The organism is Colwellia sp. PAMC 20917, from assembly GCF_001767295.1.
GTDB lineage: Bacteria > Pseudomonadota > Gammaproteobacteria > Enterobacterales > Alteromonadaceae > Colwellia_A.
The window spans coordinates 3313979-3337149 of the sequence record NZ_CP014944.1 but is presented as its reverse complement, the minus strand read 5'-3'; the positions used below and the strand labels follow the sequence as shown (position 1 = coordinate 3337149).

21 protein-coding genes are annotated in these 23171 nt (G+C 35.7%); 13 read left to right on the top strand and 8 right to left on the bottom strand.

Features of this window, described 5'->3' with window-relative positions; all coding sequences use genetic code 11:
- Positions 1–53 precede the first annotated feature (53 nt).
- Positions 54–986 (bottom strand): PA2778 family cysteine peptidase, encoded by a 933-nt coding sequence (locus tag A3Q34_RS14290; RefSeq protein WP_231907362.1) that lies wholly within the window; start codon positions 984–986, stop codon positions 54–56.
- A gap of 52 nt (positions 987–1038) precedes the next feature.
- Positions 1039–1416 (bottom strand): PA2779 family protein, encoded by a 378-nt coding sequence (locus tag A3Q34_RS14285; RefSeq protein ID WP_070375965.1) that lies wholly within the window; start codon positions 1414–1416, stop codon positions 1039–1041.
- Positions 1417–1697: 281 nt separating this feature from the next.
- Here A3Q34_RS14285 and A3Q34_RS14280 point away from each other — a divergent pair, with 281 nt between their 5' ends.
- The 4 genes from A3Q34_RS14280 to A3Q34_RS14265 are packed head-to-tail and all read left to right on the top strand — an operon-like array spanning position 1698 to position 4048.
- Positions 1698–2435, top strand: coding sequence for a DUF1538 domain-containing protein (locus A3Q34_RS14280; RefSeq protein WP_070375964.1), 738 nt, complete (start codon positions 1698–1700; stop codon positions 2433–2435).
- Positions 2435–3301: a DUF1538 domain-containing protein gene (locus tag A3Q34_RS14275; protein ID WP_070375963.1), complete on the top strand. Its 867-nt coding sequence runs from the start codon at positions 2435–2437 to the stop codon at positions 3299–3301. Before A3Q34_RS14280 ends, A3Q34_RS14275 begins: the two co-directional genes overlap by 1 nt.
- A gap of 4 nt (positions 3302–3305) precedes the next feature.
- Complete coding sequence (locus A3Q34_RS14270) at positions 3306–3656, top strand: P-II family nitrogen regulator (RefSeq protein ID WP_070375962.1); 351 nt, start codon at positions 3306–3308, stop codon at positions 3654–3656.
- A complete protein-coding gene (locus tag A3Q34_RS14265; RefSeq protein WP_070375961.1) occupies positions 3653–4048 on the top strand; it encodes a CBS domain-containing protein in 396 nt (131 codons plus the stop codon). Before A3Q34_RS14270 ends, A3Q34_RS14265 begins: the two co-directional genes overlap by 4 nt.
- A gap of 320 nt (positions 4049–4368) precedes the next feature.
- Here A3Q34_RS14265 and A3Q34_RS14260 read toward each other — a convergent pair whose 3' ends face one another.
- Entirely contained in the window at positions 4369–5262 is an 894-nt protein-coding gene (locus A3Q34_RS14260; RefSeq protein WP_070375960.1) for a hydrogen peroxide-inducible genes activator, read from the bottom strand.
- Between the two features lie 247 nt (positions 5263–5509).
- On the opposite strand from A3Q34_RS14260, the gene A3Q34_RS14255 reads away from it, so the two are divergent.
- The 6 genes from A3Q34_RS14255 to A3Q34_RS14225 all read left to right on the top strand — a co-directional run bounded on the left by A3Q34_RS14255 (position 5510) and on the right by A3Q34_RS14225 (position 12218).
- On the top strand, positions 5510–5788 hold the full coding sequence (locus A3Q34_RS14255) for a peptidylprolyl isomerase (RefSeq protein ID WP_070375959.1): 279 nt from the start codon (positions 5510–5512) through the stop codon (positions 5786–5788).
- A 1265-nt stretch (positions 5789–7053) separates the two neighbouring features.
- Entirely contained in the window at positions 7054–7275 is a 222-nt protein-coding gene (locus A3Q34_RS14250; RefSeq protein WP_070375958.1) for a YgaP family membrane protein, read from the top strand.
- A gap of 12 nt (positions 7276–7287) precedes the next feature.
- Positions 7288–9246, top strand: coding sequence for a putative bifunctional diguanylate cyclase/phosphodiesterase (locus A3Q34_RS14245; RefSeq protein WP_070375957.1), 1959 nt, complete (start codon positions 7288–7290; stop codon positions 9244–9246).
- 659 nt (positions 9247–9905) lie between these two features.
- Positions 9906–10253 (top strand): hypothetical protein, encoded by a 348-nt coding sequence (locus A3Q34_RS14240; protein ID WP_070375956.1) that lies wholly within the window; start codon positions 9906–9908, stop codon positions 10251–10253.
- Positions 10254–10501: 248 nt separating this feature from the next.
- Positions 10502–11851, top strand: a complete 1350-nt coding sequence (locus tag A3Q34_RS14230) for a sulfite oxidase (protein ID WP_070375954.1) — start codon at positions 10502–10504, stop codon at positions 11849–11851.
- A gap of 1 nt (position 11852) precedes the next feature.
- Positions 11853–12218, top strand: coding sequence for a hypothetical protein (locus tag A3Q34_RS14225; protein WP_070375953.1), 366 nt, complete (start codon positions 11853–11855; stop codon positions 12216–12218).
- Positions 12219–12542: 324 nt separating this feature from the next.
- On the opposite strand, the gene A3Q34_RS14220 is transcribed toward A3Q34_RS14225, so the two are convergent.
- Together A3Q34_RS14220 and A3Q34_RS14215 are read right to left on the bottom strand one after the other, a co-directional pair.
- Positions 12543–13571: a phospholipase A gene (locus tag A3Q34_RS14220; protein ID WP_070375952.1), complete on the bottom strand. Its 1029-nt coding sequence runs from the start codon at positions 13569–13571 to the stop codon at positions 12543–12545.
- A gap of 637 nt (positions 13572–14208) precedes the next feature.
- Positions 14209–14679 (bottom strand): thioredoxin family protein, encoded by a 471-nt coding sequence (locus tag A3Q34_RS14215; RefSeq protein ID WP_070375951.1) that lies wholly within the window; start codon positions 14677–14679, stop codon positions 14209–14211.
- 189 nt (positions 14680–14868) lie between these two features.
- On the opposite strand from A3Q34_RS14215, the gene A3Q34_RS14210 reads away from it, so the two are divergent.
- Positions 14869–15045 carry a hypothetical protein gene (locus tag A3Q34_RS14210; protein ID WP_157471000.1) on the top strand — a complete coding sequence of 59 codons (177 nt, stop codon included), beginning with the start codon at positions 14869–14871 and terminating at the stop codon, positions 15043–15045.
- A gap of 400 nt (positions 15046–15445) precedes the next feature.
- Here the strand turns inward: A3Q34_RS14210 and A3Q34_RS14205 are convergent, their stop codons facing one another.
- On the bottom strand, positions 15446–16387 hold the full coding sequence (locus A3Q34_RS14205; RefSeq protein ID WP_070375949.1) for a sensor domain-containing diguanylate cyclase: 942 nt from the start codon (positions 16385–16387) through the stop codon (positions 15446–15448).
- Between the two features lie 630 nt (positions 16388–17017).
- Between A3Q34_RS14205 and A3Q34_RS14200 the strand changes: the two genes are divergently transcribed.
- Both A3Q34_RS14200 and A3Q34_RS14195 read left to right on the top strand, forming a co-directional pair.
- Complete coding sequence (locus tag A3Q34_RS14200) at positions 17018–19474, top strand: endonuclease (protein WP_070375948.1); 2457 nt, start codon at positions 17018–17020, stop codon at positions 19472–19474.
- Positions 19475–20508: 1034 nt separating this feature from the next.
- Positions 20509–21285 (top strand): hypothetical protein, encoded by a 777-nt coding sequence (locus A3Q34_RS14195; RefSeq protein ID WP_157470998.1) that lies wholly within the window; start codon positions 20509–20511, stop codon positions 21283–21285.
- Between the two features lie 184 nt (positions 21286–21469).
- Here the strand turns inward: A3Q34_RS14195 and msrQ are convergent, their stop codons facing one another.
- Together msrQ and msrP are read right to left on the bottom strand one after the other, a co-directional pair.
- The gene (gene msrQ, locus A3Q34_RS14190; protein ID WP_070377183.1) at positions 21470–22063 is read right to left on the bottom strand and encodes a protein-methionine-sulfoxide reductase heme-binding subunit MsrQ; all 594 of its coding nucleotides are present in this window, start codon (positions 22061–22063) and stop codon (positions 21470–21472) included.
- A gap of 81 nt (positions 22064–22144) precedes the next feature.
- Positions 22145–23164 carry a protein-methionine-sulfoxide reductase catalytic subunit MsrP gene (gene msrP / locus A3Q34_RS14185; RefSeq protein WP_070375946.1) on the bottom strand — a complete coding sequence of 340 codons (1020 nt, stop codon included), beginning with the start codon at positions 23162–23164 and terminating at the stop codon, positions 22145–22147.
- Between the last annotated feature and the right edge of the window lie 7 nt (positions 23165–23171).

Sequence of the window (23171 nt, the reverse complement as noted above, 5' to 3'; positions counted from 1 at the left end):
TATTAGTATTAATTTTAACAAAATTTAACGGGTTCATGAAAAAGCGAAACTCATTAATGCAGTGAAACAGATGACATCGAACATTGTGCTGTTTCTTTACTTTGATAAATAGCTTGTTGGCTATCAATAATGTTAGCGTCTTTCGGTGCGAGTATTAAGGCTTGTTCAATCGTTTGTTTTGCCAATTGGTTACAGCCTACCGCATTTAATGCATAAGCATAATTATTGAGGTAAGCAGACTCTTGTGTTGCTAATTTATAGCCTTGTTGATACCAAAAATTTGCTTGTTTTACATCGTGGCTTAAAAAGTAATTACCCAATAAAAAATAAGGTAGCCAATAATCGGGCCATTGCTTGGTTGCCTGGGTAAGCGCTGTTATGCCTGCTGAGCTTTTCCCTACTGAAATTAAATCTTGGGCTGCGCGCGTATAAATGAATGGCTTCAAATACTGACTCGCTTTAGTTGGGGGGAGCGCAGCTAAAAGCCAGTATTTACCTCTAGCCCATGTTCTTTCAAAAACACTAAACTCAGCAATTCTATTAGCAAGGTCCCCCGAATGCAGGGTAATAAGTTGTTTTTTTAAGTCATAACCGGTAACCACAGCATAATGCCACATCGGATACCAAGGCGTTGAGACATTTTGCAAAACAACAACAGGAATATCTTCGCTAACTAACGACAATAACTGAGCCAAATTACCTTCTTGTGCATAAGCAACAAAACCAGATTGACGAGCAGCAGCAACCATCTCAATTTGAAAGCTACCTTTTAACTTTGGAACAAATAACTCAGCCGCTAAGCTTTGTTGATCTTTTTCCACCCCATAATAATTAAAAACTTCAGACAGCGTTGCAGGACCACAAAAAAAATCTTGCTGGGGGAAGAAAGGTACGTTGCTAATTTGATGTTTAGCGGCAATGTCAGGCGGTGAAGCCAAGAGCGCCTTGCTTTGCGGTGGCGTTGCACAGCCATTAGCTAAAAACAAAAAGCTGACCAATAGGCCAGCTTTACAAAAGGTATAATTTAACACCTATAATTTAATTTATGGGTCTAATGAATGAATAAACATCAGTTATACCCATTACATCCAAAACAGCTAAAACCACTAGCACAGTGACTATAGTACCAACAACTCCTCTAGCAGCAGGCATATCGTTTAGGGTTGAATTAAAAGTATTGAGTTCTTGTTCTGTCATATTAGCCACTCGAGTTCGAGCATCGGCAACATTAACCCCCAAAGAAACTAACTTTTCTTGAACTTCTGCACCATCAAGTAAGCTTAAAACTTGTTCGGTGTTATACAAACTTTGCTGCTGTTGAATAACATTGCTTGAAGGGATAACCGCGCCAAAAGCATTTGAGATGCTAAATAACACAGTAAATATTGCACAGGATACTATTGATGTTTTTTTCATGTTATTGCTCGCTTAGTGATTAATAGTGATACTTGTAAAATATAATAAGGCTACCAACTAAGCGTTAATTACTTTAGCCAGTCACGAATCTTTATATATCAAAGTATGACTCTAGCACAGATAATTGAAAACCCTAACAATGTTAATCTACACTGTGATTTTATATAAGGTTAATCCGTTGTACTTAGCTTAAATTTAAATAAACAATTAGTTTGATTCAGCACAAAGTAATACTTTGTGCATTTTATATAATACCCTAAACCCGCTAAAAGACTATTTATATGAATCAACAACTTATGGTTTTTTTAAAAGCATTACTCGGTAGTTGTAAAGACTTACTGCCAATAATTTTAGTGATCGCTTTTTTTCAATTTGCTGTTCTCCAACAACACATGCCAAATATTGGTGATATTTTAGTAGGTTTAGCATTAGTTGTACTCGGCCTGACATTTTTTATTTATGGCCTAGAAATGGGACTATTTCCCATTGGCGAATCTATGGCACAAGCCTTTGCAAAAAAAGGCAGTATTAGTTGGTTACTTACCTTCGCTTTTTGCCTGGGCTTTGGCACAACCGTTGCCGAGCCTTCGTTAATTGCTGTAGCTAAAGAAGCAGCAAGTGTGGCAGCCTCTGGTGGCATTATAAAAGATACTTTAGCCGCACAAATTTCCTATGCAAATGGACTGCGTTTTACTGTTGCATTTGCCGTAGGGCTTGCCATTGTGATTGGTGTATTACGTATTATACGTGGCTGGCCAATTCAATACCTCATCTTGGGAGGCTATGTACTTGTAGTGATGATGACTATGATTGCTCCAAGTTGGATAATCGGTATTGCTTACGATTCAGGTGGCGTGACTACATCAACCATTACCGTCCCCTTAGTCACTGCACTGGGCGTTGGTTTAGCTTCGGCAATAAAAGGTAGAAACCCGATGACCGATGGTTTTGGCTTAATCGCTTTGGCTTCTTTAACCCCAATGGTTTTTGTGATGATTTACGGCATGGTGATCAATTAATGGCTTTACTTTTTGAGTTTTTAATTACTTTAAAAAACACCATTATTGACGTACTGCCAATACTGTCAATTATTTTAGGTTTCCAACTATTAGTGATCCGCAAACCCATTCCACATATCAAACAAGTCGGCTTTGGTTTTATTTATGTTTTAATTGGTTTAGCTTTATTTTTACTGGGCCTAGAAAAAGCTTTATTTCCTTTAGGCAAAATGATGGCAACACAATTAACAGCGCCAGAATTTATCCATACTGGCGAACAGGTATTAACTCACATTCATTGGTCAGATTACTTCTGGGTATATATTTTTGCAGCTGCAATAGGTTTTAGTACCACAATTGCTGAGCCGTCATTGATTGCTGTAGCAATAAAGGCAGAAGAAGTTTCTGGTGGAGCCATAAAAGCCAATAGTTTACGAATATCTGTGGCGATTGGTGTTGCTATCGGTATCGCCCTTGGTAGCTATCGTATCGTGGTTGGTCATCCTATTCATTACTATATTATTTCTGGTTATATCGTTGTCGTTATTCAAACTTTTTTTTGTCCTAAGCTAATTGTACCTCTTGCTTACGACTCTGGTGGTGTAACCACGTCAACAGTCACAGTCCCTTTAGTTGCGGCTTTAGGCTTAGGTTTAGCCAGTACCATTCCAGGACGTAGTCCACTGATTGATGGTTTTGGCTTAATCGCTTTTGCCAGTTTATTTCCTATTATTGCTGTAATGGCTTATGCACAATTAACCCAAGCAAAAGCCCAACAAATCGAACAAAAAAGTAAAAAAAGAAAACGAATTAATATTAATAAGCGTAGTTTAAGAAAAAAACAACAGCTCTCAAAAAGCTCAAGACAAGATAAATTAAACAGGTGATCACATGCAATTCAAACTAATTGTCGCATTTGTTGACGACGGTGTAACAGACGAAGTTATGAAAGGCGCCAGAATGGCTGGAGCCACTGGCGCAACGATAATAAATAATGCTAGAGGTGAAGGTATTAAACGCCAAAGAACCTTTTTTGGTATGCAACTTGAGACACAAAGAGACGTATTACTTTTTGTCGTTGAAGAACATTTATCCAGAAAAATTCTAGAACGGATCAGTAAAATCGCAGGGTTTGACCAAGACCCGGGTAAAGGTATTGCGATTCAACTAAATGTCGAAGATGCTGTTGGCGTAGCTCATCAAGTAGAACGCTTAAAAGGTAAAGTTGAGGAAGAACTATGATCCATAAATTAGTACAAGTTAAAGATGCAATGACCACTGATAACTATCAATTCGCTGATGGCATGATGACTGTTGCTGAAGGTATTAAATTAGCAAAAAAGCATAATGTTAATGCCTTAATTATCAATAAGCGTAATCCACAAGATGAATACGGTTTAGTGATGCTTGCTGATATCGCGAAAGAAGTCTTAGCAAAAGACCGTTCGCCCGACCGGGTAAACTTATATGAAATAATGGCAAAACCTATATTAAGTGTTGATCCAAATATGGATGTAAGATATTGCGCTCGGTTATTTGAACGCTTTAGCATTCACTTAGCGCCCGTTGTTGCAAACAATGAAATTGTTGGCATGGTTGATTACATTAATATGGTTTTTAGCCAAGCAGAATAGCAGCCCAGTTATAAAGTCTAAGGTGATGCTTTAGGCTTTAGGCTTTATTATGAGTAAAACATCTTGGCGTTTTAAAAGAAAAATAAGCGGTGATAAAAAATACGCCCATAACGATTAATGTACCGGTATCTCCCTGATAAGGTGTAATAACATTAAAATAAAGCATTCTCTAATTAGCCAACACCCACACCGATAATAAATAAAATATAGCCACTAGACTGCCCTTTGGCTCCGATAAGTTTGGCCAGCAAATAATGGTTTAGCTATTGTTCAATAAATCGTTACCTTGAGCTGAATTATCAAATAGTTAGCTTGATGAATTAAATTAATAAGTCAGTTATCACCGCTGACAATTGGTTATATAAAACATTTCTCATTGACGTTTTTCGCCATAGCACACCAATTTCTCGATAATAATCTTGATCTAACGGTGCTATGGTTAACCCCTCATTTTCCCCGATATTTTTCTTTACCGCCATTTCAGGCAAAAAAGTAAAGCCTTGATGAAAAGCGGTCATCTGTACCAATGTTGACAAGCTTGACGCAGAAAAAGAATGAATACGCGATTTATCAGCAAGTTTACATGCTGACAAGGCATGTTCAGTAAGGCAATGCTCTGATGATAATAAGAAAATACTCTGTTCCGGTAAATGTTTATAACTGTCTGTTTGTTGAAAAGTCTCTACTAGCGTTTTATTACCTGCCATAAAAAACCTGTCTTTACCTACTAATCGACAATGAAAGTTATTTACTGCTATTGGCAACGCTAGAATCAACACATCTATTTCACCATTATTAAGCATATTCATTAAGTTTTCAGTGGTATCTTCACGTAAAAACAAGGCTAAATCAGGAAGTTTACTTTGGCAGGCGCGCACAAAATCAGTTAAGAGAAATGGCGCAATCGTTGGAATACAACCAATACGTACAGTCCCGGTATACTCGCTACCTTGTTGTTTTGCAAAGCTGACTAATTCGTTGGCCGAGACTAATAACTGTCGCGATTTTTCAACAACTTCAATGCCCTGAGTCGTAAATAAAAAAGACTTGTTGTCACGTTCAATTAATTGACAATTTAGCTGTTCTTCTAATTTTAGAATAGCGCTACTTAAGGTTGACTGACTAACAAAGCATGCACTGGCTGCTCGATGAAAATTTTGTTCTTGGTAAAGCGCAATTAAATAGCGTAAATGCTTAAGATTAGGTAAAAACATAAGGCAAAGTCCAAAGGGTAATGACGATTAATTTATCACATCACAATTAAATAAAACGATTATGATTTAACAAACACAAAATAAGGACCCAATGACAAAAGTATAAATTTATTTTTAATTAGACATTTTAATCGATAAACCGAGTATAAAGTTGATGAATATTAATTCAATCCATCGATTTCTTTAATTTTTTCCAAAGATACGGTAAAGTTAGAGGATTAATTTACACCATCATATAGGAAGCAACATGTCACAAGCATCAGCACGTCATTTATTAGTAGATACAGAAGAGCAATGTTTAACGCTTAAAGCACAAATCGAAGATGGAGCAGATTTTGCGGTTGTAGCGCAGGAGCACTCAAACTGTCCTTCAAAAATGCAAGGTGGAGATTTAGGATCATTTGGCCGTGGTCAAATGGTACCAGAATTTGATGAAGTGGTTTTCACTGCTGATTTAAACACGGTTCAAGGACCAGTAAAAACGCAATTTGGTTATCATTTATTAGAAGTAACGGCTCGCTCTTAATAGTCAGTTTGCTTAAAAATCGATAAAGGAAAGGTTATCAATGACAAAAATTATAGTATTGATACTTCTTTTATCGATTTCAAATCACTGCCAAGCTAATTCTATTGCAATTGACGCGGTAAAAGCAGATGAAAAAATAATTCATTACCTTGCTGATAAATCCATAACTAACTTTCAAATAACTTACCTGTAACTCTATTTTTTTGATATTTGTGGGTTTGTTGGTTGTCGGTCGCAAAAACTCGTTTCTGTCGTCGTAACGTCTAAAAGTGCTAATGCACCATCAACAAATATTTTCGCGCTTGTTCAAGGCTTTATTGAAGGCATAGTACCCAATAACCAAGACCAACCAAAAGTTACCTTTGTAACTTAGACACTAGCCCACCTAACACGCTAACCTTTATTGATTAACGAACGCGTTAAGACCTTATTAACACTTTAGGTATTGTCATTATTTTCTCAAATCTTTCTTTATTTTTCCTATATGAATCATTACTTATTTCACAAATATCACTTTGCATAAATTTTAAACAATAATTTATTGTTAGTATACGGTGGTACTGAACCACCCAACAAATCAACGGCATAATTAGCCGGTGTAGATATATGTAGAAGTTTAATAAAGTTGGAAACTGGACTTATTACGTTTAAGTGCCAAGAGTACCTTTCAAAAAATTTAACTAAACTTTGAAATAGTTAATTTATAGAATTTAACCCTAAGCGCAGTAGATACCACAAACCTGATCTAATTTACTGGCCAAAACAACCCTGTTTTATGTTCACTTTGATACGAATATAGTTAACATCGATAGATTTTTGAGCTGTTTTTAGTGTTCATTAGACGTTGTTCTACCTTCATCTTGATAGTCAACAAAGCCACCATAGCAGTCATTCTGCGTTCACTTTTTAACGATCACTTTGTGCGCATTCCTGACATTAACTCTGGTTTGTTCTTAAGGTCACTGATTAGCCATAAGCCGACATTAGCTTTTCAGTAACTAAAGGCAGCTCATAGCTATGAGTTCAATTGGTCAACGTTATTTAAAGTGGAGACAGCCTCTAGGCTGAAAGTAATGTCACTACCTCACTATAATTATGGATTTATGACATCTATTGAAGTAGTTTGGATATGGCCTTTTATTCGAATAGTATAAATGTTTCTCAATTTGACTTATTATTTGAAATAGCGACTATTATGAAAGTAGATAAATTGTTTAATGCATTGTTAATTGATTAAAATACCTCTCCACTATAAGAAGATATTTATGCTAAAAATCAACCAAAATCTCTGTGCGATAGATAGAATCATAAGAGGCGTAATAGCCGTTGTTTTAATTGTTTATGTTGTACTATTTTCTGAACAAATTGGCGATGATTTGTTACGAGTATCGATTTTGATTTTTGCTGGAATGAATTTACTTTCATTCGCCATAGGGTGGTGTCCGGTATATAAAATTGCGGACATAAGTACTTGTAAAAAAGATTAAGTAGTAAAGCTTATGAATAATACTGATTTATCGTCAGGCTTAAGGAAACGTGTACTTTATAGTTTTATTGGAGTAGCTATTATTGTCTCAGCTATTTTTATTAGTGTAGCATTTAATTTATCACGAGATCTTGGTCAATCCTTAGAGTTAGAACATAACACTATGATGCTTGCTCGGCTTACTAAACATGTTAAAGCTATTATTCATGAGGGTAAAATTACCGAGTTAGCATCAGATGAAAATGTAAAAAATGAGCTTATGGATCTACTAGAAAAAAATGTTATTGGACTTGAAATATGGTTTGATAAAAAACATATTAAATTAAAATCTTCTCCTTTATACCGCTCTAACAAACTGATAAATAAAACTATTAACACTAAAAAGTCTAACTATTATTTTACAGATACAGATACAGATACAGATACAGATAGGTTATTTTGGATTTATGAAAACACCCCCGTTGATAACTTATCTATATTAATAGTAAGTAAAACTTATGTTTTAGATAAAACCTTAAGTTATGTGTCAAACAGACTATTTATTACCGCTTTTTTAACCTTTTGGATAACTGTATGGGTTGCCTTATTCATATCGGCAGTAATCACTAAACGTTTTGAGCAAAGTAATGACAAACTTAAACATTTAGCAACTCATGATACCCTGACTGGTTTGCCTAATCGATCCTATTTATATGAACATTCGCAGTCATATTTAAATGCTAAAAATATAAAAGCACATCAAGAACTGAATACCCTGTTAGCTGTTTATGTAATTGATCTCGATAAATTTAAGGACATTAATGACACCATGGGACATTTGGTGGGTGATGAACTATTAAAAGCGATAGCAATGCGTTTATGCAATCTGAAAGAGAAAAACTCACAAGCAATACGTTATGGTGGGGATGAGTTTGTTGTATGGTGTGATAATTTAGATGAAAGTAAAGCTATTTCATTAGCTGAAAATATAGTGACATTATGTCGTCAACCCATCAAAGTTAACAATTACGTCTTTGAAACAAGTGTAAGTGTAGGTGTATCGTTTTATCCTACAAGTGGTCTACAGCTTGATGACCTTCTTAAGAATGCAGATATTGCTATGTATCAGGCAAAAAAACATCGGCTGGGTTTTCAAGTTTTTCAGCAAGAACTTTTTACTCGTTCTGAATTTAGAATACACTTACGAGGTCAACTTAACTCTGCCCTCGATAAGAATCAGTTCGTTTTATATTATCAACCAAAGGTACAATTACCCGATAACAAGATTATCGGTGTTGAAGCGCTTGTGCGTTGGTTGCATCCCGAAGAAGGTCTGTTAGGGCCAAACATGTTCATTGATATTATTGAACAAAGTATGTTTGTACATGAATTTACACGATACGTATTGCTGCATGCGATCATTCAATGTCGTAATTGGTTAGATAATGGGATTGAGTTATCAATAGCAGTAAATATTTCACCCTACAACTTAATGGATCCAGATTTAGTGAGTTACATTGCTGATCTGTTGTTGCATTATAAAGTTCCAGCAGCGCTTATAGAAATTGAACTCACTGAAAATGCTAGTATGGTCAATATTGAAAGAACACAAGAAATCTTCGCCCAATTAAAAAAATTGGGTGTGAAATTGTCAATTGATGATTTTGGTACAGGTATGAGTTCTTTATCTTATATTAAGCACTTAGATGTAGATTTTATTAAAATAGATCGTTCATTTATTATCGATGTAGTGACCGATAAGAGAGATGAAGCTGTAATCAGTAGCTTGTTAGTGTTATGTAAAAAACTAAACAAATTAACAATTGCTGAAGGAGTAGAAACAAGAGAGCAAGCTAATAAATTAGCTAGTCTAGGGTGCGATTTAGCCCAAGGATATTTATACAGTAAACCTTTACCGGTAGAGGAAATGACTAAGTTATTAAGTGATCGAAGAGTAGTAATTGATAATGAAGTTATACTCGTTAAAAGTTGACTTCTTCTTTTTAAATACCCTGACGTTCAGGTGTTATTTTCAGAAAATATTCAAAGTAAGACAATAGGCTTTGTTCATACTCAAACCTAACGATTTACTGGTAAAAACAATCATTAAAAATTCCATATATTAATCTCTGTGGAACGTCCGGTTTCGTATCTTTGTTAACATTAAGCTAGTGATCATCAGAGAGTTCTTCAGCTAGCCAAAAGCGGTCATTAGAAAAGTTTGTGGGGCCGTTCAGTGCCAATCTCAGCTATACGGTTAGTTGTCTTTATTTTTAAATTTTTCTAATAAGCAGATATTGGACTTTGCTTGCATTACGGTAAATCTGAGCATAAAAAACACCAAATTTTTGTGAAACTACTCAGTACTTAGGGAAATGCTCTGTTATTTTGTGAGGCAATTATCAGCTAAAGGTAGTCGTTGGAATTTAAGTAATGAACTTTAACTCTAAGCGTAAAAAATGAACAAGGGCTTTATTATGATTTCTCTATTTTTTTAAACAGTGAAAATAAAAAATATAGCTTTAAAACAGTCTTTATTCCGCGCAAATGCATTGATCATATGATCAAGCAAGAAAAGTTAAATGGCGTATTATTAGGTGTTAATCCTATCTGGTTTAAAGACAAACAGAGAATAAATATTTATGGACTTCAATGGTTTTCACCGACCAAGATGAAGTTATCTCTCTAGAAAATAAACCGATTGAGTATAGCGATCCTTCCTCTTTAGAAAATCTTGCTTTTGGCGGGGTGCGTGGCTTCTATTACTATGGCATTAATGAGCTAGTGGCTAAAAAAAGAATAAATCGTAGCGATACAATTAGTGAACAGGCATTACTTAATATGCTGATCAGTAAAAGAATAGACAGTGCGATAATTAGCCAATCTACATTTGACTATATTATCAGGCAAAGTAAAAATCGCGATCTATTTCATCTATCTCTTAATCCTCCCCATGTCTTGCGCTATTTCCTACGTATATATGACATTCATTTTTTTTAATAGTATATATAACACCAATATCTTGGTTGTTATATAACCATTATTGCTTTTTTCTAAGGGGGAACATATATTATAAATCAACTAGTCAATTGTCAGATAAATTCATTTTTGGTTCTGAATAGTCTTTCGGTTCATTAAAAGTTTCGTTAAAGAGTTTTGACAGACTACGTGATGAATAAGTATTTGGGTGGTAATGCCACACGCTTATTATAATTTTAATGCTAATAAAAAATAAAATAAGGTTAATTATGAAAAAACCATCCAAAGAATATTCCAAAAAACCATCTAAAACACAAATAATAGAAAAAGGCATTGGCGAGCTTTATCAGGAAAATCCAGAAAAAGCAGATGAAGCATTATTTGGTCGAACAACCGATCCCGTTTCTCGTCGAGGGTTTCTAACGGGATTATCCGTAATGGGCGTAGTATTAGGTGCTGAAGTCGTTTTTGGGCGATTTATGCCGGGTGGTCTTATTCCCGCAGCACTTGCTGAAAGTACTGAAAAATTTCGTATTGCCGGTAAACATGCCGGTCTAATAATATTAAATGATCGACCTCTGAATGCTGAAGTACCCGCTCATTTACTCAATGACTTAATCACTCCGGCTAATAAATTATTTGTTCGTAACAATGGTATTCCTCCTGAAAATGTTGATGTTAATAATTGGACATTAACTATTGGTGGTGAATCAGCTAAAACAAGTAAAACATATACGTTAGCTGAATTGAAAAAGAAATTTAAACATCATACTTATCAATTAACATTAGAGTGCGGTGGCAATGGTCGCGCTGAATTTGATCCGCCAGCGAAAGGTAATCAATGGAGCTTAGGTGCTGTTGGTTGTGCTAAGTGGACAGGCGTACGTTTAAAAGATGTATTAAAAGATTGTGGCATTAAAGATGATGCTGTTTATATTGGCTATCACGCAGCCGATGAACATTTAAGCAGGGATCCAAAGAAGGCTGCTATTTCTCGCGGTGTGCCAATGCATAAGGCTTTAGAAGATGAATCGCTAATTGCTTGGTCAGTAAACGATGAAGATATACCGGCAATGAACGGTCATCCTTTACGTTTAGTTTTTGGTGGCTGGCCTGCTTCAACTTCAGGTAAATGGTTAACGGGTATTTCAATACGTAACATTGTTCATGATGGTACTAAAATGACCGGTAAAGCATACCGAACACCCTGTAAACCTGTAGCTCCTGGCTCTAAGGTTCCTGATGAAGACATGTGTATTATTGAAAGCATGCCGGTTAAGTCCCTGGTTACTTTTCCAAAATCAGGCGTTAGACATGCGTTAAAAGACGAGTTTTCAGCAAATGGTCATGCATGGGTAGGTGATAAAGCCGTAGAAAAAATGCATGTATCCATTGATTTTGGTCAAACGTGGCAAGAAGTTAACATAACTAAACCCGTTAATCGTAATGCATGGCAACATTGGCAAGCTAAAGTTAAATTCCCACAAACAGGTTATTATGAATTATGGGCTAAAGCGACAGATAGTGATGGTGTATCTCAGCCTATGATAATACCTGGTTGGAACCCTAAAGGTTATTTAAATAACGCGTGTCATCGAATTGCAATTCAGGTGGTGTAATATGGTTATTTTAAAAAAAACGATACTTATATTAAGCTTGATAGCACTCCCTTATAGCTATGCAAATAGCAAAGAGGCTCTGGATAAAGACAGCGGCTTTGTTATAGATACAGGTTATGAGTTGGTTAAAGCTCACTGTACCGGCTGTCATTCTGCTGCTTTGGTTATACAAAATAGAATGAGTCGAGATACTTGGTTGGAAACTATTCGCTGGATGCAAAAGACAGGTGGCTTATGGCCATTAGGGGACAGTGAAAAACCAATACTTGATTATTTAGCTAAACATTATAGTCCAAGTGAAACAGGACGCCGTAAAAACCTTCCAGCTTATTTGATGCCAACGCTAGAAATTGACTTAACTAAATAAAAACTCATAAAATGAGTTAAAGATAAAATTTTGACTCATTTTAATTTAGTTCCCATTTATTCTGTTAATGACATTCTAAGTATAAGGTCAAACCAAGTATTAAAAACCTGTATAAATAAACACGTATCCATATAACCAAACTCAAAAGTGTTTAGTTTTAATCAACTTCAACAAGTTGATAATGAAATGCTACTGACTAAAAATTCTATATACTTTCAGTACCCCCTCATGCTGGCTTAGAAGTATTAAGTGAAATGTCTGTTGTATGATCATAAAGCTAATAGAATAGTAGCTGTTAAAGAACTAACCAATGGTTAGGTTAAGTTAATCTTGAAAATAATCAGTTAACGAAAAGCCAATACCAATGGTTTGTTGTGAGTTATTGTAATCGATCAAGCTTTCACCATAACCATTAGTATACTGAATATACCCTTTTAACCGTTCAAAAATAGGAAAGGTTACACCTAACTCCACATAGCCTTTGTGCGCTTTAAAGTTTTCTCTGCCTTTAAAAAACACATCATAATCGTCCCACTTATACACTAAAGAAAGTTCAAAATTCCCCATGTAATCTGTAATATCAGGGTTATCATCTCCTGGCACCATTGCAGTGGAAACTTTATTTCCCTCAGGTATTCTCCACCAAGGTTTAAAAGAGATAACATAATTATCTTTAGCAAAGACAAAGTTCGCATAAAGCCTATTCCAACTGCGAGAGAATGACGATGAATTGCCATTGGATTGGTGTTCAAAACCAAGCAAAAATGCCGTGTTTCCTTCAAGTGGCTGCCAACTTAACGGGGTATAATAAAAAATTTCTGGTTGATAGTTTGTTTCCCTAAAAGGACGAGAAATACTGCGAGCATAAATTTGCCACCAAGACTGTAACGTAAAGGCGAAGGCTACTCCGTCACCTTGAGTAAATAGACGTTCAGTGAGTAAGGGTACTCTAAAGCTAAGCTGGTATTTAATTTCAATATCTTCAAAGTTATCAGCCCATCCTTCTACTATATCGTAGTCTTCTTTATTAATATTATCGCTATAACTCACTGGTAAAAGGTAATTCATTCGGTGAGGTGTCATCACATAAGGCGTCATCACATAAGGCGCTGAAGCCAAATTTTTTGTTTTCAATTCCTGCTTAAAAAACGATTCAACTTTATTATGCTGTGCCTTTTTGGCAACCAATAGCAAATTGTTGCAAGCTCTTTTTAACTCTCCTACGGTTACTGTTAAGTCCGCTGTTTTGAGACTTTTCATTAAACACGTTTGCAGTTCTTCATCTGATGCTTGAGCATTGAATGTGGTTGCGATGGAGCCAAAAGATAAATATAGTAGTGTGTTTTTTTTCATATGTTTAATGATACCTAGTACGGCTAAAAATATGTTGTTTGATTAATTTTTTAATAACCAAGAACAGGTTGAGTATTAAAACATAACTATAATTACGGTCAGCTCGTATCTTTGTTAACATCGGCCAGTGAGCATTAGAGACTTCTCTAGCTAATTGCGGACATTAAGCCTTTGCAAATTCAGGAGCATATTTAGGGCAATATTAGCCAAAATTTCCTACTCACTTGTGGGGTGGTTTAAGCTCAAAGCCGACGACGATGGAGTTTCGTCTATAGACTCTAATATTTATTGACCTAGTAAATTTATCAACTAGCTAAAATGACGCAAACTAGTGCTAATTATCGTCCAACCATAGCAACACTGTCTAACTCACTTGATATACTAAATGATGAAGTATTCTATAGTGTTATTTTATTATTAATAATGAAGCTTTAGCAAACAAGTGTTTCAATTTAGTAATATAAATTGAAACACTTGTGCCTGTTGATATTAACTGAAATACGTCATATTACCCTTAAGTCATTGCATATTTAAAGTTATGATAAGCTTTTACTTATTAAGTTAAGATTATTTGGGCTGCCAATGCTCAATTTAAGTTAAGATTATTTGGGCTGCCAATGCTCAATTTAAGTTAAGATTATTTGGGCTGCCAATGCTCAATAAAATCTAACCACTTTTTTTCTGTATGGTAAGAATTTTCTTGCAAATTTAGTGTGTTGTTAGAAAAAACCATTTTGCCTGATGACGTTGAAATATAAATATGAGGGTAGCTTGAAATAGGGGGGAGATGCTTTAAAAATTCATCGTTTTTATACTCATCACTATAATTAATCTTCAAGACTACAAAATTATTATATAATTTTTCAGCTACTTTTGGTGAGTCTTTAATAAAGTCATCCATTTTTTTACAGAATGAACACCAATTACCACCTACAATCATCAATACATTTTTATTCGTTTCCTTAGCGACTTTGATAGCGGATAAGCTATCCTTAAATGAATCTCTGCTTTCATCATAGACCGTGCTATAAGTTGGTAAAACATTAACAGCATTAACAGCTGTTATGTGAGTTAATAAAAAAAACAGTGTGATTAAAATTATTTTCATTTTTTACTTCCTAAACAAAATGGGTACTTTATATATTTAAGTACCCATTATAATAACAGGTACTGTTATTAATGAAATATCTTTGAGTTTACGTATTGAAATAGGTGCTGTTGGCATGGTTATTCTTATCATAAAAAATGGAAAGAATAGCGGTTGAAAAACCTACTGGTTAGACAAAAAAGGTTAAAGTTGAACGATACTATTCAAATCGATCATTCAATAGCGGTATTGAGTGATTGTGATGCACCGTGGATGAGAATATACAGTATTGCAAGTTTTATGATGAATGACCGCTGTGGTGGTATTTTTGCCAGTCAGGTTATTCGATTAACTGGTAATATTTATAGTCAAACAATGCGTATTTAAATCTGTGGCGAATGTCCGCTATCGTATCAGAGAAGACCTTTTTGGTGCTGATTTAGGGTGTTAGGAAAGGTCTCTTTTGTGGCATTAGTTAGCGTTAATATGTGAAATAGCACCGTCCGCAATGAGCTTAAACCCGTCCCACAAGTGAGCAGAAAATATTGGTTAATATTAGCCTAAACATGCATCTTAATTTGCAAAGGCTTATGTCGGCTCATGGCTAGCTGGAGAAGTCTCTAATAATCACTAGGCCAATGTTAACAAATATACGAAAGAAGACAATTCAATAACTGTTTCAAACCTATATTATTAGCTAGCTTTGTTGACAATTTTAAAGAGTGAGGAATAGGTATTCTATATTTACCACCCCTTCCTCTGGAGAGGAGGGGGTCAGGCATAATAATTAATAACTGCAATTTTTAGGAGAGCAGATCTCACTTTCACAATAGTGACATCTGGTTGTGTTTTTTCCTTGAGATTTAGCTGTGTAAAGATACTTGTCGGCATATTCGAGTAGGTCGATTTTGTTATTAAAGTTACTTGGATGGACACAAGCTAAACCAGCACTCACGGTAACACGTATACTATCCTTTATTGCATCACGTTTAATATTCAATTCTTTTAAAACTTGATGTATTTTGGTGCAAATTTCTTGTGCTTGTTTAGATGACGTATTTCCTAAAACATAAATAAATTCTTCCCCACCGTACCGACAAAATAGATCACTTGGTCTGTTTACTAATTGTTTTAATTCATTACAAATTGTCTTTAAACACCAATCACCTTTAACGTGACCATACGTATCATTGAATGCTTTAAAGTCATCAATATCAATAATGATGAGACTAATTGGAGACAATGACCGGGCACATCGAAGCCATTCTTTTTGAAAAAACTCGTCAAATGATCTACGATTTGCAACTCCTGTTAGGGCATCGATATTGGAATTTATATCTGCTTGTTTTTTCTGCGTGATATTAACATGCTGTACTAAGGTATAAGTTTTTTGGTTGGATTTAAATGGAGTGCAGTTGAGTGAAAACCAACGATGATTGTCTGGACTATGACAAGGATATTCAAATGAAAAACTCGGAGAGTTCTGACTGGCAACAGCTTCTATGCCTGATAAAATGAGTGAAATATCATCATTATCTTCACTTATTGAATTCTTACAAATATCGAAGTAATTGATTTTATGCCAATCGGTGGATTGCGTTGAAGAGTTATTTAATTCAAAATCGACCCATGCCTGATTTACAAATACAATATCACCAATATTATTGATAATACAAATATGTTCAGGAAGAGCATCGAGTGCATTATTGAAAAAGCCTACCTCATCCATGAATAAGTACCTATCAACTAAATACAATATGATTAATAAATATACGATCAAAGCCAGGATATTGCAACTATGGGATTTTTAAGCTTATCAGCTAGTTGGACGAATACTTATTATATCGCTGCTAAGGAGTTTTAAAATCAAATAAGCCAAACAGTCTAGTTTGCCACAAACTCTTCATAGAAGTTTCTTGGATAAGGACAGCTTATGGCTAACTGAAGAAGACTCAGTTACTCATGAGCTCGATGTTAACAATGCGCACTTTCGAGACATAGTAATTTAGCATTTTGATATTATGTCTGATCTTAAAAACAAACCAAACAGTCAACATTTAATTACGTAACGCAAACAACCAATAAAATATCAATATAACCAAGTACACACACACAGATTTACGAAAAACTTCGTTCAAAAAAAACAAAAACAAAGTATTGACTGATCGGTCGATCTTCATACAATAACCAGCGAAAGTATGCAAAAACTGCTCAATAAAAAGGATTTTTTGTAACATTTACTTAATACATTGAAGTTAAGATGCAGAAGATTTACCGACAGCTTATCTAGTCGTAGTGATCTTTAGCTTTTCATTGCACTTAGATAATTAATAATAACAATAAAATATCAAGGTTTAAAATGAAGACTCAATACCTAAATGGCAAGCTCGCCAGAGTAGCCGGCACAATTATGTGTGTAACTAGTATCCTCAGTTCAGCAACCGCACTCGCTGATATTCCTGTCAATTATTATAACTCAATTAATACTAGCTCTCCTGCTGCATTAAAGAGCTCATTACATGAAATAATTGACGATCACACTCGTTTCCCTTATACCTCATCGGCAACGGACACCTGGGACATTTTAGAAGCCGCTGATCAAGACCCTGATAATGCTAATAACGTTATCGACATTTATAAAAATGCTAGCTACGCCAAAGAAGGTGGCGGTAATACTTTTTATAATAGAGAACACAGTTGGCCTAAATCTTATGGCTTTCCTAGTGATGGCAGCGATAACTATGCCTATACCGACACTCATCACCTATTTATTGCCAACAGTGGTTATAATTCAAGCCGTAGTAATAAACCCTATGCAAACTGTGGTGCAAGTTGTTTAGAGAAAATCACTGAGTTTACCAATAACCGCGGGGGTGGCGTAAATGACTCAAACTGGACTGAAGGCTCTTTCGCCCAAGGTACCTGGCAAACATGGCAAGGCCGAAAGGGTGACGTAGCTCGTGCCTTAATGTATATGGCAATTCGATACGAAGGTGGTACTCATGGCGTTACTGGTGTTAGTGAACCTGATCTTATTTTAACTGATGATCGTACATTGATTGAAAACTCAAACGCTGGTTCAAACATTAGCGTCGCTTATATGGGTTTAAAATCGGTTCTAATACAGTGGCATAAAGATGATCCAGTTGACGCCTTTGAAGTACGCCATAATGATACAGTTTATAGTTATCAAGACAATCGTAACCCATTTGTTGATCATCCAGAATATGTTGCTTGTGTATTTGAAGGCATATGCTCTGGTGGCAGTGGTGATACTACAGCACCGGAAGCACCTATAGGCTTAAGTGCAACTGGCGGTGATAACCTAGTTGAACTTGCTTGGATAGCTAATAATGAACCAGATTTTGCTAGTTATAACATTCATCGCAGTAACACCTCTGGTACTGGTTTTGTAAAAATTAACAGCGAATTAGTCAATACCAATGCTTATACCGATAACAGCGTATCAGCAAGCAACACATACTATTATAGAGTATCAGCGGTTGACAATTCAGCTAATGAATCAGCAATGAGTAGTGAAGTTTCAACCACAACTAATGAGGGAACTACACCACCTGCTGGCACCGCTTGGATCAATGAGTTCCACTATGATAATGATGGTAGTGACATTAACGAATTTGTTGAAATAGCTGGCTCAACTGGCACTAATCTAACAGGTTGGTCATTAGTTGCCTATAACGGCAATGGCGGAACCGTATATAAAACTGTTAATTTATCAGGCACAATTAGCGATCAATATTCAGGTTTTGGTACATTAAGCTTTTCTGCAAGTGCCCTACAAAACGGCGCGCCTGAAGGTATAGCCTTAGTTAATAACAGCAATGAAGTAGTACAGTTTTTAAGTTATGAAGGAACGCTAATAGCTACTGACGGTGTTGCATCAGGCATGACTTCAACCGATATTGGCGTATCAGAAACATCAAATACACCAGTTGGCTACTCTTTACAACTTATCGGTTCAGGTCAAAGCTATAGTGATTTTACTTGGCAAGCCGCAGCGAGTAATACGTCAAACAGTGCTAATACCAACCAAACATTTGGTGGTTCAACACCAGTGAATGAATTACCTACAGCAGCATTTACTGAGACCTGTACCAATTTATCATGTAATTTTGACGCCAGTAATAGTAACGACATCGACGGTACTATCAGCAGTTACAGCTGGGACTTTGGCGACGGTAATACTGCAACAGGTGTTACACCTGTGCATGATTACGCTAATACAGGTACTTACACTGTTCAGCTAACCGTAACTGATAACAGTACCGACAGCGCTAAAACATCAAGTTCTGTTACTGTTAACCAAATTATTTATGATCCGTGGATAAATGAATTTCATTACGACAACAAAGGCGGCGACAAAGACGAGTTTATTGAAATTGCTGGTAATGCGGGTATTGACTTAACTAACTGGCGCATTGAAGCCTATAACGGCAATGATGGCGCAATTTATAGCACCATCAATTTATTTGGCACTTTCAGTAGCCAACAAAATGGCTATGGCACCTTAGCTTTTAATGCTACGGGTCTACAAAACGGCGGTTCAGACGCTCTAGCTTTAATTGATAATAACGACAATGTTATTCAGTTTTTAAGTTACGAAGGCACCATGACAGCAACAAGTGGCGCAGCAGCGGGTATGATATCAACTGACATTGGCGTGGCAGAAAACTCATCAACCAACCGTAATCATACATTACAGCTTTCAGGTACAGGTAAACAATATAGTGATTTTACTTGGCAAGCGCCAGCGAGCAAAACCAAGGGCACAATGAATAACAATCAAACGTTTTAATATTGCGTTTAATGAGTAAAGTTTGATAAAAAAATCCGGTTAAATTAACACTTAGTCGGTTTTTTATTTAAGCTTAATAACTTAAAAAGATTAGCAGACTTAACATTTCAATATTTATTTACTAATCAGACACAATTTCCGAAAAGGGAATGACATTACTGCCATTACCCTTAATTTTTCCCAATTTTAATATACAAACACCAACCTAACCAATAGAAACTTAAAGATAAACATTCAGTCACTTATGATTTTAATACCTAAACAAACCAAAGACTCCCCAGACTAGCTAATCATGTTTAGGTATATTTACTTTAGGACAAAAGTTTTTATTTCAGCCATTGCCACAAAATGAAAGTCTTGAATTCAAAATATACTTAGCTCTTTCTGGTAGCTTTAAATCTACAGCCGACATGAAATAACAACCACATTTCGCTAGAAGTTTTTGATAGCTGACGTTCGCCATAGGTGAAGACATGACTCTATTAATGATAACTTTTGCCAATGACTCGTTCAGTCTGAATGTGAACTAAGCCACCAAAGCGGTCATAATGACTTTAAATCAAAGCAGCAGTTATTCGTTAGCTGAAAAACACGCTGATGCTCACTGGCTTAATGTTAACAAAGATACGAATATAGTTAGCCTTGGCTTATCTAACGACAAGAGGTCTGACTAAGCGGTCGTAAACACCAATAGGCTTTTGGGCTATTTATTTAATTAAGAATACATAGAACGATCTTTATATGGATAGACAACTAAGCCACCATACTTGCCGTTTACATTCTGTCATTGCCAAGTCTTCTTAGTTCGAATTATTCTCATTTTAGTCAGAACAAGAGCATAATTCGAAAGAAAAAAAGTTGACTAAAATAATCAACATAAAGTAAGATTACTTAGCAACTTATTAATACTAAAAGGATTTATCATTAAAACATCTCATTTAATCTTCCTGTCATCCGTTTTATTGTCAGTACCAGCTTTCGCAGAGTCAGAAAAAAAAACAATTAAACATGAATTACAATACGGTGTTATCAATTTGGCTAGTCTTTCATTTATAGATGGAGATTGGTCTGAATTTCCGATTGTCGGTGCCCGTTATAAATACTATTTTTCTCCTGTTGCCGATAATGAACAGCCTTACGATTTGCAATCCCATTTAGGTAGGAACAGTTGGTTAAAAGTTGATTTGAATGCTCTTAACTCTAATCCTAACTTAGCTGGCAAGTTATATTTTAGTCAACGTTGGAGTTTAGAAGCAGATTTTAGCTACCAACACAAAACACATAAAGACAGTTATACTGACCGTAATGGGGCATTAAAGACGAGCAAATATGAAGAAGATGAATTACTCACTGACCTTGTTCTGAACTATGCGGTTAACCAACAATTGACGTTAGGGATTGGTATCCATAACTACTCTGAAAATAGTGAATATACGGATATCATTGATGATTATGTCGAATCCAATAACTCTCAATATGACAGCGATACTTTAATTGCTATTAAAGCTAGATATACAAGCATTAATGGAGGGAAAGGTTTGGACATTGCTTCTTCAATTTCGCATAACGAAGAACGAATTACGGCAAAAGTATTTACCACCTTTTACATTGCTAAACATAACGCTTATAAAGCTGGTGTAGTTTATTCTGATTTTTCTGATGACTGGAATAATGAGACCTTACTCACTATTTCATTGGCACATCACTATTGGTTTTCACACACAACTGCGATTAAATACGGTATATCATGGATAAGAGTTGATGGTAATAATTTCGGCTTGTTAGATATAAATGGAACTTGGCGCTTTTAGCGCTACCACATTATTTAGTCTCTAAAATTGAAATATTAACGACTATAATGAGCTTAAACCAGCCCCAAAAAATCATCGTATTTCAGTTGCCCCTCTAAATATGCTATTGGTTTCGCAAAAGCGTAATGACAGCTCTAGTCTCCAAGTTGCTCTTACAAGTATTGAGCCTAAGGTCAGCTTTTGGCTAGTCTTTTTTTATCCACTTATTTAGTTTTTTAAAACGAAGCGCTAAAAGAAGAAAAGTAATAAAAAGATAAATGCTCGGTTCTATGATTTCAGACTTTACCGACCAATAAAAATGAATTCCAACAAGAACAACAGCTAAGTAAACCCAATTATGGAGCTTTTGCCAATTTTTACCCATTTTTTTTCTTAATAGCGAAATTGATGTTATCGCAAGCGTTAACAAAATCAATAAGCCCGCCATACCAATAGTAATATAAGGTCGTTCAAGTATTTCACTCACAAATAGTGACCAATCAAACTGCACTTCAAACACTAGAAAATTGGTTAAATGTAGGAAAGCATAAGTAAAGCTATATAAGCCTACTAATCGGCGAACTTTTAATAATATTGATATTTTAAAACGCTTACTTAAAGGCGTTATCATTAAACTTAACAATAATAAATTAAACGCACCAATACCGGTAAAGTGAATAATGGCTTCAACTGGATCAGCGCCTAGTTGATCAGTAAAAGCCAGATAATAAGCATTGGCTAGCGGTAAAAAAGCCGCGAGGTGGACAAAAATTTTAAACAAAATAACTTTATACTTCATAGAAATGATACGACTCAAGTTATTACTACAGATTAGCTGGGCAATAAAGCCCCTACTCACGATTTTACCCTGTCGCTATTTTTAAAAGTTTTTCCGTAAATCAAGGTTTCTATATAGATCGGCAACTTCCTCACCGTAGCCATTAAAAGGCAAAGTATCGATCCGGTTACGCGCAAACAATCCGCCAGAAGTTAATCTTCGTTCACTGGCTTGACTCCACCTTGGATGGTCAACATCAGGATTAACATTGGCATAAAAGCCGTATTCGTTAGGGGCTAAAATATTCCATGTTGACGCAGGACGATGTTCAACAAATTTTATTGCAACAATCGATTTAATACTTTTAAAACCATATTTCCATGGCACCACTAAACGGATTGGCGCACCATTTTGTGCTGGTAATGTTTTGCCATAGAGACCGACACTCATTAAGGTAAGTGGGTTCATCGCCTCATCAATACGTAACCCTTCTACATAAGGGTAATCAATACCGCCGCCCATCCGTCTACTTGCTTGTCCTGGCATTTGTTCTGGGTCGTGTAAGGTTTCAAAAGCAATATACTTAGCCCGAGAGTTCGGCTGTGCCTTTTTTAATATTTTTGATAATTCAAAGCCAACCCATGGGATAACCATTGACCAAGCTTCTACACATCGCAGCCGATAAATACGCTCTTCAAGGGCAAAACTTTTCGTTAAATCATCTAAATCTAAAGTATAAGGCTTATCACACTCACCACTTATCGTGAGCTGCCAAGGTTTAATATTGAAGTTTTGCGCATTATTAACGGGATCGTTTTTACCTATACCAAATTCATAAAAATTATTATGGCTGGTTACCTTAGCTTCAGGTGTCAGCACTTCAGTATTGTTAGTACCGTCAGCCGTGAACTTTAAGGGATAACGTTGAAAGGTCTTTTCTGGTTCTGATGAAAAAAAATCTAAACCTTGTGCGTTTACAGCGCTAGATATAGTTGAAGATAATAAAGTACCGGCACCGAAAAAACCCATTTGCTTAATAAGCTGCCTACGCTTTAAGTAAACACTTTCGTTGGTAACTTGATGTTCTTTTAGTGCAGATTTTCCAAGAGATTTAATTAACATAAAGCGA